The sequence below is a fragment of the Cytobacillus firmus genome, assembly GCF_023715565.1.
GTDB lineage: Bacteria > Bacillota > Bacilli > Bacillales > Cytobacillaceae > Cytobacillus > Cytobacillus firmus_C.
Genome location: NZ_JAMBOJ010000001.1, coordinates 40,260 through 52,788, shown reverse-complemented (window position 1 = coordinate 52,788; position 12,529 = coordinate 40,260). Strand labels below are relative to the sequence as shown.

The following is a 12,529-nucleotide window of genomic DNA, read 5'->3' as shown; positions in this document are numbered from 1 at the left end:
ATCGACTGATGGGCTGTGTTTTTTGCTTTTGAACCTCAGGCAATAATGCGCATGAAAAATGTTCACGCGTTCATACTAACAATATATTGCTTGAAGGGAGAACTAAGGATGGAAAACGATTTGAAAAATACCAGTAATGAGGGAGGAGAAGGGCAAGAACAGCCGAAAGAGGATAAACCTTCTGCCCTTATGGAAAAAATTCAGCAGCTTGGACAAACAAATGTGCCGCAGCTGTCACAGGATTCCAAAATTCACTGCTTGACCATTGTCGGACAGGTGGAGGGGCATCTTCAGCTTCCACCTCAAAATAAAACAACAAAATATGAGCATTTGATCCCTCAGATCGTTGCGATTGAGCAAAACCCAAAAATAGAAGGTCTTCTGGTTATCTTGAATACTGTTGGCGGCGATGTGGAGGCCGGGCTGGCGATATCAGAAATGCTTGCCTCACTGTCCAAGCCAACAGTCTCTATTGTACTTGGAGGTGGCCATTCAATTGGTGTGCCTATTGCGGTATCATGCGATTATTCCTTTATTGCTGAAACAGCTACGATGACCATCCACCCTATTAGGCTGACCGGCCTGGTAATCGGTGTGCCGCAAACGTTTGAGTATATGGATAAAATGCAGGATCGGGTAATTAATTTTGTAACAAAGCATTCCAATATATCAGAACAGAAATTCAAAGATCTGATGTTTGATAAGGGTAACCTAACCAGGGATATAGGGACGAATGTGGTCGGCAGGGATGCTGTTGAATATGGACTCATTGATGAAGTAGGCGGTGTCGGGCCTGCGCTCGGAAAGCTGAATGAGCTGATTGATATGAATAAACCAAAAGAAGAAGTGATGGTTCAATGATCCTTTATACAATGATGCCGCAAGAACTCATTTACCAAAATGAGCAGGACGATTTCAGCAAGCAGAAAATTGTCTCATATGAAGGAATCCCTCTTCTGGTTGAAATGAATGCAGGACAGGAATGTCGCATTTTAAGAATCATGAGCAGTGATCCCACCCATTATATGGATGAAAGATACACTCCAGGTTCCATGATCACTTTAACGCAGTTAAGCTGATAAATCCTTTCAAAATACAACTTAATTTAGAATCGTTATGATATAATAAAAGTAACTTTAGAAGCAGCCAAAAAATGGCTGCTTCTTCTTTCATAATAGACATGATGTATTACATATTAGAATTTGGATGATGCTGTTAATAAGTACAATGATAAGGTGATAATATGGCCAAAAGAAAGAAAAGAAAATCTAAAAAGAACGAAACGTTGAAACGGACAATGAAATTTGAACTAATTGCCTTGATTTTGCTGGCACTTGCGGTAATATCAATTGCCAGGCTCGGAGCGGTAGGGAATGCAATGGTGCTTTTTTTCCGTTTTTTTATGGGAGAATGGTACATGCTCAGCCTGATTGGACTTGTTATTTTTTCAGGCTATCTGATGTGGAAGAGGGCACTTCCCTATCTATTCCACACGAAATTAATCGGTATTTATCTCATCATAAGCTCCCTGCTGCTGTTGAGTCATGTAACATTATTTCAGCTTCTCTCAAATGGAGGAAAGTTTGATGATCCGAGTGTAATAGCCAATACGTGGGAGTTATTCCGGATGGAAGTCCGGGGAGAAACAAGCACAACCGATTTAGGCGGAGGAATGCTAGGGGCTATTTTTTTCGCCCTCTTTTATTATCTTTTTGATGAAGCAGGATCAAAAATTGTAGCTTTTTTATTAATTATTATCGGTTTTGTTCTTATCACTGGAAAAACGTTTGGAGATGCAGCAGGGAAAATGATGGCTGCAGTTCTTAATTTCTGCAAGAAACAATGGGCTGCTTTTATAAATGATATGAAAGAATGGAAACAAAAAGGCAGAGAAAGACGAGAAGAAAGGCAGTCAAGAAGAGAAGAAGAGCAGCATGCTCTTCAGCAGGAAGAAGAAAGTGAAACGGTAATAACGATCAATAATTCTACCGAACAGGTATCTGAACCAACTCCCGAACCTATTATTTCAAGCTTTGCCGAAAGAGCATATCAGGAGGATCCCCGGGCTGCGGCTGCTGATCAGCCACAGGAAAAGGCTGTCACAGAGCCGGAGGACGAAAATGCGCCACCTATCACGTTTACAGAAGTGGAAAACAAAGACTACGAGCTGCCTCCTATCAGACTTTTAAAACTGCCAAGGCAAACTGATCAAAGCGGTGAATATGAGCTAATCCACGCGAATGCTGCTAAACTTGAAAGAACATTTCAGAGTTTTGGAGTAAAAGCAAGGGTGACACAGGTTCATTTAGGTCCGGCTGTTACAAAATATGAGGTTCATCCGGATGTTGGAGTAAAGGTAAGCAAAATCGTTAGTCTGAATGATGATTTGGCATTGGCACTGGCAGCTAAGGATATCCGGATAGAAGCACCTATTCCGGGTAAATCAGCTATTGGTATAGAAGTCCCTAACTCAGAAGTGGCAATGGTTTCTCTAAGAGAAGTAATTGAATCCAAACAAAATGACAAGCCGGACTCCAAGCTTATGATCGGGCTGGGCCGTGATATAACCGGAGAAGCTGTCCTTGCAGAACTCAATAAAATGCCCCACCTTCTTGTTGCTGGCGCGACAGGCAGCGGAAAGAGTGTTTGTATTAACGGAATCATTACCAGCATTTTGATGAGGGCAAAACCACATGAAGTAAAATTAATGATGATTGACCCTAAAATGGTCGAATTGAATGTTTACAATGGGGTGCCTCATTTACTGGCACCGGTTGTGACAAATCCGAAGAAAGCTGCTCAAGCGCTGCAGAAAGTTGTCAGTGAGATGGAAAGGCGCTATGAGCTGTTCTCACATACTGGCACAAGGAATATCGAAGGCTACAATGAGTATGTAAAAAGGCATAATGCAGAAGAGGAGGCGCAGCAGCCACTCCTGCCGTATATTGTTGTTATTGTGGACGAGCTTGCAGACTTAATGATGGTGGCATCCTCCGATGTGGAAGACGCAATCACTCGCCTTGCTCAAATGGCACGGGCGGCAGGCATCCATTTAATAATCGCAACTCAACGTCCGTCAGTGGATGTTATCACAGGTGTAATTAAAGCAAATATACCTTCAAGAATTGCGTTTGCTGTTTCATCAATGACAGATTCAAGAACCATCCTGGATATGGGCGGAGCGGAAAAACTGCTGGGAAGAGGAGATATGCTTTTCCTTCCTGTTGGTGCTTCAAAACCAGTCCGTGTACAGGGAGCCTTCCTGTCAGATGAAGAAGTTGAAGAGATAGTGGACTTCGTCATCGGCCAGCAGAAGGCGCAATATCAGGAAGAAATGATTCCGGAGGATATTCCGGAAGCTACAGGAGAAGTGGATGATGATCTTTATGAAGAAGCTGTTGAATTGATATTGGAAATGCAGACTGCTTCTGTCTCCATGCTTCAGAGAAGATTCAGAATTGGCTATACGAGAGCAGCAAGGCTGATCGATGAAATGGAAGCAAGGGGGATTGTCGGTCCTTATGAAGGCAGCAAGCCAAGATCTGTGCTCCAGGGCAAACCTTCAGAGGAAGCAAGTTCTTAATATTAATAAGCATGGCATATTAAAAAATGGCCTGTCTGCGGACGGCCATTTTTTTATGTACCTAGAAGATAATGCCTAAAAAGAAAGGATGATAAAAAAACAGTTGAATATGCCATACTACTAAAAGCGCTTACATAAAATGAAAGAGGTATGGTACTTTCAACTCATTGCAAAACAGGGTTTTTTAACCGGTGAATTCGGTACAGAAACCTAAAATGTAATCGTTTTCAAAGTAGTATTATACCAGAAAAAGATAATTGGTATAGAGGGATTCACAAACATTTTTATCTTTTCACCTTTTTTCGACAAATTGATAAATTTCTATTTCTTTATTGGGTAAAAAGTGTTATAGTATTTTCGATTAGTAGGAATGATTGAACATCAGAGGTCTGATGTCTTGAGAACTGAAGTTGGAGGAACCCTGCATGTCTATTAAGTCAGATAACCGGCATTTATATTTGCAAGTCATCGATCGATTAAAACAAGACATTGAAGATGGAGTTTATAAAGAAAAAGAAAAGCTTCCGTCTGAATTTGATCTTGCCAAACAGCTTGGTGTAAGCAGAGCTACACTGCGGGAGGCGCTGCGCATTCTTGAAGAAGAAAACGTCATCATACGCCGTCACGGTGTAGGCACCTTTGTCAATGCAAAGCCGCTGTTTACATCCGGCATCGAACAGCTTAATAGTGTCACAAACATGATTTTGCAGGCAGGGATGAAGCCGGGAACCGTTTTCCTGAGTTCTGTAACTTTGGGACCGACTGAAGATGATATCCGCAGATTCTCATGTGCTGTAGACCAGGAAATTGCCGTGATTGAGCGGGTTAGAACAGCCAATGGTGAACCGGTCGTTTATTGTGTGGATAAAGTTCCTGAGAATATTCTTCCGGATACATTTTCCCACGAACAAGAGTCGATCCTCAACATGCTTGAAGAGGAGGCAAACCGGAAAATCACTTATGCTGTGGCCCAAATAGAGCCTATTGGCTATCACGAGAAAATTTCCCCTATTCTGGAATGTGACCCGGAAACTGCACTGCTTGTTTTAAAGCAAATGCATTTTGATGAATCGGATACACCGATTCTTTATTCCGTTAATTATTTCAGAGCTGATAAGTTCAGTTTCCATGTTCTCAGGAAGAGAATTTAGCTTTTTGGGATGCACGAAAACAAAATCATTCATTCCGCTAATGCAAAAACAATTTCTTAGGGGGTACCAACCTTGAAAAAGCGTAAATTTGGATTGGCGCTATCTTTAGTTCTTGCTGCCGGAACAATTCTGGGTGCTTGCGGCAAAAGTGAAGAAAAAGGCGGAGAAACAGCTGGCGGAGACGATAAAGAAAAAGCATTCTCTGTAGCGATGGTAACAGATGTCGGTGGTGTAGATGATAAATCATTTAACCAATCTGCTTGGGAAGGTTTAAAAGCATTTGGTGAAGAAAATGGACTTGAAAAAGGAAAAGGCGGATTTGACTATCTTCAATCACAGTCAGATGCTGACTATTCTACAAACCTTAATACATTAGCACGTCAGGACTTTGATCTTGTTTTTGGAATCGGTTTCTTAATGGAAGGTGCAATCAATGAGATTGCTCAGCAGCAAAAAGATTCTCATTTCGGAATCGTTGATGCGGTCGTAGATCAGCCGAACGTAGCAAGCATCATGTTTAAAGAGCAGGAAGCTGCATTCCTTGCAGGTGTTGCTGCAGCAAATGCAACTAAAGAAAACAAAATTGGTTTCATCGGCGGTATGGAAATTCCGGTTATTGAGCGTTTTGAATCTGGATTCCTTGCTGGTGTTCAAGCGGTAAACCCTGATATTAAAGTAGAGGTACAATATGCTGGAGCATTTGATAAAGCTGAATTAGGTCAGACAATTGCTTCTAAAATGTACTCTTCTGGCGTTGATGTAATCTTCCACGCTGCCGGCGGAACTGGGAACGGTCTTTTCAAGGAAGCCCGTGACCTTAAAAAGAAAGATCCGGCAAGAGAACTTTGGGCAATTGGTGTTGACTCAGATCAGACAGCTGAAGGTGTAGTTGAAATCGATGGCAAAGAGCACAATGTAATTCTTACATCTGCTCTAAAGCGTGTAGATAATGCTGTTAAGGACCTTTCTACTAAAGCTAAAGACGGCAATTTCCCTGGTGGAGAAACAACTACTTACGGATTGGCTGAAGACGGTGTAGGCCTTGCTCCTATCAACCCGGAAGTATCAACAAAAGCAGAAATCGAAGGTGCAGTTGAAGAATGGCAGGAAAAGATTAAGAATGGTGACCTGACTGTTCCATCTTCAAAAGATGAACTGGCTTCCTTCTCAGTTGAATAAATAAAATTAAGGAATAAGCAGGGTGCACTGCGGCCTCTTATTCCTTTTTTATAGAAATTAAAAGTTTAATTGAAGGACAGAATAGTTTCTGTATTTCACTTAGAGTTTTAATGCATTAATAATTTTTTATATTATTTAGGAGCTTGGCCTTTGGGCCAAGTTTTTCTAAGAAATTCCAAGGTCTGACCTCTTACTACTAATGATTTCCTTATATTTTGAGCAAGGAGTGAAACAAATGGATTATATTATTGAAATGCTCAACATTCGCAAGGAGTTTCCTGGAATTGTTGCGAATGATAATATCACGCTTCAGCTGAAACCAGGTGAAATTCATGCGCTGCTTGGCGAAAATGGAGCAGGCAAGTCAACGTTGATGAACGTCCTTTTTGGCCTATATCAGCCTGAAAAGGGTGAAATCAAAGTTAAAGGAAAACCTGTGCGCATTACAGATCCTAATATAGCAAACGACTTGGGCATCGGAATGGTCCACCAGCATTTCATGCTCGTAGACCGTTTCACTGTCACTGAAAATATTATTCTAGGAAAAGAAACAACCAAAGGTGGAAAAATAGATATTAAAAAGGCTGAAAAAGAAGTGAGGGAGATATCCGAGCGATATGGACTTGCTGTTGACCCTCAGGCTAAAATTTCAGATATTTCAGTAGGAATGCAGCAGCGGGTGGAGATCTTAAAGACTCTCTATCGGGGTGCTGAAATCCTTATTTTTGATGAACCTACTGCTGTTCTGACTCCTCAGGAAATTAAAGAGTTAATCCAGATTATGAAAACTCTGATTCAGGAAGGCAAATCTATTATTCTGATTACTCATAAGCTGAAAGAAATAATGGAAGTGTGTGATCGGGTAACAGTTATCCGCAAAGGAGTTGGAATCGGAACAGTAAATGTCACTGAAACCAACCCGAATGAACTTGCCAGTTTAATGGTGGGAAGGGAAGTTACTTTTAAAACAGATAAAACAGACTCTAACCCGCAGGATCAGGTGCTTGAGATTCAAGGATTAAATGTGAAGGATTCACGGGGACTGGGTGTAGTTAATAATCTAAACCTTAATGTGCGCGCAGGTGAAATTGTCGGTATTGCCGGTGTAGACGGAAATGGACAGTCAGAGTTAATTGAAGCGATTACCGGTTTGAGAAAGTCTGAAAGCGGTTCAATTAAATTGAATGGCAAAGAAATCGCGAATATGACTCCGCGTAAAGTTACGGAGACAGGTGTAGGGCATATTCCTCAGGACCGCCATAAACATGGACTAGTTCTCGATTTTCCTATCGGGGAAAATATGGTTTTGCAAACCTATTATAAAGCTCCTTTTTCTAAAAAAGGTGTTCTAAACTTTAAACAAATCTACAGTAAAGCAACAAAGCTTATTAAAGAATTTGACGTCAGAACACCAAGTGAATATACACTTGCAAGGGCACTTTCCGGCGGTAACCAGCAGAAAGCCATAATCGGACGTGAAATTGACCGCAATCCGGATCTCCTGATCGCTGCTCAGCCGACACGTGGCCTTGATGTTGGTGCAATTGAATATATTCACAGGCGTCTGATTGAACAGCGTGATCAGGGGAAAGCAGTGCTGCTTATTTCATTTGAATTGGATGAAATAATGAATGTCAGCGACCGTATCGCTGTTATTTATGAAGGTGAAATTGTAGCAGTAGTTGACCCGAAACAAACTACTGAACAAGAATTAGGTTTATTGATGGCTGGTTCTAAACGGAAGGAAGCAGGTGGCGAAAACCATGTCTAATCGCATGAAGAATATTGTCGTACCTCTAGTTGCCGTTCTCCTCGGTGTATTAGTAGGGACAATCATTATGATAGCAACAGGGTATAATGCCGGATCTGCATTTATTGCCCTATGGAACGGTGCTTTCGGAGAAATCTACTATACTGGTGAAGTAATCAGACAGGTGACTCCTTATATCCTTGCCGGTTTGGCGGTTGCATTTGCTTTCCGTACAGGCTTATTTAATATCGGTGTTGAAGGACAGCTGATAGTTGGTTGGCTTGCAGCTGTTTGGGTAGGGGTTGCATTTGAACTTCCAAAGTTCATCCATTTGCCGCTAGCGGTTCTCGCTGCTGCAGCTGCTGGCGCTCTATGGGCATTTATACCAGGCCTTTTGAAAGCCAAGTTTAAAGTGCATGAAGTAATTGTCACGATCATGATGAATTACGTGGCTTTGCATGTAACCAACTATATAATACGTACGGTTCTTTCAGAGAAAAGTGACCGGTCCGAGATGATTGCAGAGTCTGCATCATTGCGTTCCCCTTTTCTTGAGGGGTTAACCGATTATTCTCGTTTGCATTGGGGAATTTTAATCGCTTTAGCATGTGTGTTTATTATGTGGTTCCTATTAGAAAAAACGTCTAAGGGATACGAATTGCGTGCTGTAGGCTTTAACCAGCATGCATCTGAATATGCAGGCATGAGCGTCAGCAGAAATATCATCCTATCAATGGTCATCTCAGGAGCATTTGCAGGACTTGCGGGTGCGATGGAAGCGTTGGGTACATTTGGCTATGCAGCCATAAAGGGCGGCTTTACCGGAGTAGGTTTTGACGGAATCGCGGTAGCTCTCTTAGGCGGAAATGGTCCAATTGGAATTATTTTTGCAGCATTGCTATTCGGTAGCTTGAAGGTCGGCGCCTTAAACATGCCGCTTGAAGCTGGAGTTCCAAATGAACTAGTTGATATTATCATTGCTCTTATCGTGTTCTTTGTAGCAGCAAGCTATATGATTCGCATCTTTATTGACCGTATTAGCAAAAAGGGGGTGAAGTAAGTGGGCTTAATGGAAATCTTATTAATTATTATTCCATCAACTTTGCTTTGGGCAGCCCCGCTTATTTTCACTGGATTGGGCGGAAACTTCTCAGAAAGCTCCGGTGTTGTAAATATTGGATTAGAAGGCTTAATGGTAATTGGTGCTTTCACTGCTATTGTTTTTAACCTTACATTTGTTGATATATTTGGCAGCATGACACCTTGGGTTGCATTACTCGCAGCTATGGTTGTTGGAGCTCTGCTATCCATCCTGCATGCTGTTGCTTCTATCACCTTTAGAGCAGACCAAGTTGTGTCAGGGGTTGCGATTAACCTTCTGGCAATAGGTGCAGCACTGTTTCTGGTTAAATTCATTTATGGAAAAGGCCAGACCGATATCATTCAAAAAGGATTCAGCAAAGTGGATATTCCATTTTTGAGTGACATACCTGTTATTGGTAAATTGTTCTTCTCAAACACATATTATACTTCATTCGTGGCCATTGCTGTTGCATTCCTTGCCTGGTTTGTGATGTTTAAGACTCCATTCGGATTAAGGCTTCGGGCGGTTGGTGAACATCCAATGGCTGCGGATACAATGGGTATCAATGTAACAAGGATGAGATATATTGGGGTTTTAATCTCAGGAGCACTTGCAGGAATTGGCGGCGGCGTTTACGCACAATCGATTTCTTCGGACTTCGGGCATGCAACCATCAGCGGCCAAGGCTTTATGGCTCTAGCAGCACTGATCTTCGGTAAGTGGCATCCGCTAGGTGTTATGGGCGCAGCTTTGTTCTTCGGATTTGCGCAAAGCTTAAGCATTATCGGCTCCAGCCTTCCATTCCTTGAGAATATTCCAAATGTCTATCTTCTCATCGCGCCATATGTTTTAACGATTCTGGCATTAACTGGTTTCATCGGGCGTGCGGATGCCCCGAAAGCATCTGGTACACCTTATATCAAGGGAAAACGTTAATACAAAAAGCCCCATTTCTTTTTGGAAATGGGGTTTTTATTGTACATATTATTATTAAAACCATCACTTATAAAAAAATATATAAACCTTCCAATACAGCCAATAACTTGAAATAAAGAAATAGGGCAAGGTATAGTAAGAATATGATTTATTACAAAGGATATTATAGAAGATAGCAGTAAAGTGTTTACATACAGGGGATGCTCCCTCTATTTACAATTGACCTTACTTTTGACTCATCAATCTACTGACAGGAGGAAAAGACATGGCCATAATCTCTGAATCCGTAAAAGCCATGAATGGCTATAACCTTCACGTGGTTAAAACAGAGAAATATAAAACCAATACCCTGGTTTGGAAAATGAAAGCCCCACTTAAAAAGAATACAGTTACATTAAGATCCCTACTGCCTCATGTATTGCAGAGCAGCAGTTCGTCCTACCCTTCAACCGGAAAGCTTCGGGCTTACCTTGATGAATTATATGGTGCAACGCTTTTTGTCGATTTGGCGAAAAAGGGCGAGTACCATGTCATTACCATATCAGTTGAAATCGCGAACGAAAAATTCCTTTCAGATCCAACTCCTCTTCTGAAAAAGGCATTCCAGTTTTTAGCGGAAATTCTGACAAAGCCAAATGTGCATGAAGGCGCTTTTGACGAGGATACAGTTGAAAAAGAAAAAAGGACACTTATACAGCGTATTCAATCAGTTTATGATGATAAAATGCGTTATTCCAATTTCCGCCTGGTTCAGGAAATGTGCAAAGAAGAGCCGTATGCACTGCATGTGCATGGCGAGAAAGAAGATGTGGACAATATTACTCCTCAAAGCCTTTATGAATATTATCAGCAGGCATTGGCGGAGGATGAGCTTGATTTATATGTTATAGGTGACGTGGAAGAGGCAGACGCCGAAACCTACGCAGGGGAGCTTTTAACCTTTGAGAAGAGAACACCACAGACAGCGCCTGCATCCTCTGTTAGAACGAAGGATTCTGTAAACGAAGTTCGGGAAGAACAAGATGTGAAGCAGGGAAAACTAAATATCGGCTACCGGACAAATGTCGTTTACGGTGATCCGGAATATTATGCGCTTCAGGTATTTAATGGAATCTTCGGAGGGTTTTCTCATTCAAAATTGTTCTTGAACGTCCGGGAAAAAGCTAGTCTCGCATACTACGTAGCCAGCCGTCTGGAAAGCCATAAAGGGCTAATGATGGTGATGTCCGGAATCGATAACAGCAACTATGACCAGGCAGTGAGTATTATTAAAGAGCAACTGGATGCTATGAAGAATGGTGACTTTACAGAACAGGAAATGGAACAGACCAAAGCAGTCATTAAAAATCAGCTTCTGGAGACTGTTGATACAGCACGCGGGATTGTCGAGGTCCTTTACCATAATGTTGTGTCAGGGAAAGAAATTACCCTTCAAACCTGGATGAATGAAATGGATAAGGTAACAAAAGAGGAAATTGCCGCAATAGCCAAGAAGGTCAGTATGGATACTGTGTACTTTCTGACAGGAAAGGAGGCGGGCAAGTAATGGAAAAAATCAATTTTGACCAGCTTCAAGAAGAGCTGTATCATGAAAAACTTGAAAATGGGCTGGATGTATTTATTCTGCCGAAAAAGGGTTTTAACAAGACCTATGCCACCTTTACGACAAAGTATGGCTCAATCGACAATCATTTTCTCCCCCCCGGAAAAGAGGAATTTGTAAAAGTTCCCGATGGGATTGCACATTTTTTGGAGCATAAGCTATTTGAGAAAGAAGACGGGGATGTGTTCCAGCAATTCAGCAAGCAAGGAGCTTCAGCTAATGCTTTTACATCTTTCACAAGGACAGCTTATCTATTTTCCAGCACGTCCAATGTAGAGATGAACCTTGAAACGCTGATTGATTTTGTGCAGGATCCATATTTTACAGAAAAGACTGTTGAAAAAGAGAAAGGCATCATCGGCCAGGAAATAACCATGTATGATGACAATCCTGACTGGCGCTTATATTTTGGACTGATAGAAAATATGTTCAAGAACCACCCTGTTAAAATCGATATCGCTGGTACGATCGAGTCCATTTCACATATCACGAAGGATATGCTTTATGAATGCTATGAGACTTTCTACCACCCTAGCAACATGCTGCTGTTCATTGTCGGTCCCGTTGATCCTAATCAGATTATGTCTCAGGTGAGGGATAATCAAAGCAAGAAGGATTATAAAGAGATACCGGAAATCAAACGCCAATTCGAAGAAGAGCCTTCTGAATCGGCCAAAAAGAAAAAAGTTCTTGAGATGAATGTACAGACCTCAAAGTGCCTGGTCGGGATAAAGAGCAGTACTGCAAATCAGTCCGGCAAAGAAATGTTAAAAAATGAGCTGAGCCTAAATGTGCTGCTGGATATCTTTTTCGGTAAAAGCTCTGAGCATTACAGCTCACTGTATAGTGAAGGTTTAATTGATGACACATTCTCCTTTGATTATACACAGGAGCAAGGCTTTGGATTTGCCATGGTTGGCGGAGACACAAACGATCCTGACCGCTTGGCTGAAGCACTGCAAAAGATGCTCCTGGACGCCAGGGAAAAGGGAGCTATTTCACAGGAAACACTTAATCGGACAAAAAAGAAGAAAATAGGTGCATTCCTGCGGGCTGTCAATTCACCGGAATATATCGCTAACCAATTTACCCGGTATGCTTTTAACGAAATGGATTTATTTGATGTTGTGCCGACTCTTGAAAGCATCACACTTGAGGATGTGGAAAAAGCGGCTGGTAATTTGATAAGTGAAGAACGGTTTACGGTTTGTCAGGTTGTCCCTAAGAAATGAAAAGCAGTTTC

Annotated in this window: 10 protein-coding genes; all 10 read left to right on the top strand. The window is 41.7% G+C overall.

Annotated elements, in window-relative coordinates; genetic code table 11:
* Nucleotides 1–108 precede the first annotated feature (108 nt).
* The 10 genes from M3205_RS00250 to yfmH all read left to right on the top strand — a co-directional run bounded on the left by M3205_RS00250 (nucleotide 109) and on the right by yfmH (nucleotide 12,518).
* Complete coding sequence (locus M3205_RS00250) at nucleotides 109–861, top strand: ClpP family protease (protein ID WP_251168098.1); 753 nt, start codon at nucleotides 109–111, stop codon at nucleotides 859–861.
* On the top strand, nucleotides 858–1,079 hold the full coding sequence (locus tag M3205_RS00245) for a YlzJ-like family protein (protein ID WP_061791018.1): 222 nt from the start codon (nucleotides 858–860) through the stop codon (nucleotides 1,077–1,079). Before M3205_RS00250 ends, M3205_RS00245 begins: the two co-directional genes overlap by 4 nt.
* Nucleotides 1,080–1,243: 164 nt before the next feature.
* Nucleotides 1,244–3,583, top strand: a complete 2,340-nt coding sequence (locus M3205_RS00240; RefSeq protein ID WP_251168097.1) for a DNA translocase FtsK — start codon at nucleotides 1,244–1,246, stop codon at nucleotides 3,581–3,583.
* A 425-nt stretch (nucleotides 3,584–4,008) separates the two neighbouring features.
* The gene (locus M3205_RS00235; protein WP_251168096.1) at nucleotides 4,009–4,734 is read left to right on the top strand and encodes a GntR family transcriptional regulator; all 726 of its coding nucleotides are present in this window, start codon (nucleotides 4,009–4,011) and stop codon (nucleotides 4,732–4,734) included.
* Between the two features lie 72 nt (nucleotides 4,735–4,806).
* Entirely contained in the window at nucleotides 4,807–5,913 is a 1,107-nt protein-coding gene (locus M3205_RS00230) for a BMP family lipoprotein (RefSeq protein WP_251168095.1), read from the top strand.
* Nucleotides 5,914–6,148: 235 nt separating this feature from the next.
* A complete protein-coding gene (locus tag M3205_RS00225; protein WP_251168094.1) occupies nucleotides 6,149–7,684 on the top strand; it encodes an ABC transporter ATP-binding protein in 1,536 nt (511 codons plus the stop codon).
* A complete protein-coding gene (locus M3205_RS00220) occupies nucleotides 7,677–8,723 on the top strand; it encodes an ABC transporter permease (RefSeq protein ID WP_251168093.1) in 1,047 nt (348 codons plus the stop codon). The genes M3205_RS00225 and M3205_RS00220 overlap by 8 nt, the downstream gene beginning before the upstream one ends.
* Entirely contained in the window at nucleotides 8,724–9,683 is a 960-nt protein-coding gene (locus tag M3205_RS00215; protein ID WP_251168092.1) for an ABC transporter permease, read from the top strand.
* A 265-nt stretch (nucleotides 9,684–9,948) separates the two neighbouring features.
* A complete protein-coding gene (gene yfmF / locus M3205_RS00210) occupies nucleotides 9,949–11,229 on the top strand; it encodes an EF-P 5-aminopentanol modification-associated protein YfmF (protein WP_251168091.1) in 1,281 nt (426 codons plus the stop codon).
* Nucleotides 11,229–12,518: an EF-P 5-aminopentanol modification-associated protein YfmH gene (gene yfmH, locus M3205_RS00205; protein WP_251168090.1), complete on the top strand. Its 1,290-nt coding sequence runs from the start codon at nucleotides 11,229–11,231 to the stop codon at nucleotides 12,516–12,518. The genes yfmF and yfmH overlap by 1 nt, the downstream gene beginning before the upstream one ends.
* Nucleotides 12,519–12,529: the final 11 nt, after the last annotated feature.

Coding starts and splice junctions, on each gene's coding strand:
- M3205_RS00250 (WP_251168098.1), top strand. CDS start 109: ATGGAAAACGATTTGAAAAATACCAGTAATGAGGGAGGAGAAGGGCAA.
- M3205_RS00245 (WP_061791018.1), top strand. CDS start 858: ATGATCCTTTATACAATGATGCCGCAAGAACTCATTTACCAAAATGAG.
- M3205_RS00240 (WP_251168097.1), top strand. CDS start 1,244: ATGGCCAAAAGAAAGAAAAGAAAATCTAAAAAGAACGAAACGTTGAAA.
- M3205_RS00235 (WP_251168096.1), top strand. CDS start 4,009: ATGTCTATTAAGTCAGATAACCGGCATTTATATTTGCAAGTCATCGAT.
- M3205_RS00225 (WP_251168094.1), top strand. CDS start 6,149: ATGGATTATATTATTGAAATGCTCAACATTCGCAAGGAGTTTCCTGGA.
- M3205_RS00220 (WP_251168093.1), top strand. CDS start 7,677: ATGTCTAATCGCATGAAGAATATTGTCGTACCTCTAGTTGCCGTTCTC.
- yfmF (WP_251168091.1), top strand. CDS start 9,949: ATGGCCATAATCTCTGAATCCGTAAAAGCCATGAATGGCTATAACCTT.
- yfmH (WP_251168090.1), top strand. CDS start 11,229: ATGGAAAAAATCAATTTTGACCAGCTTCAAGAAGAGCTGTATCATGAA.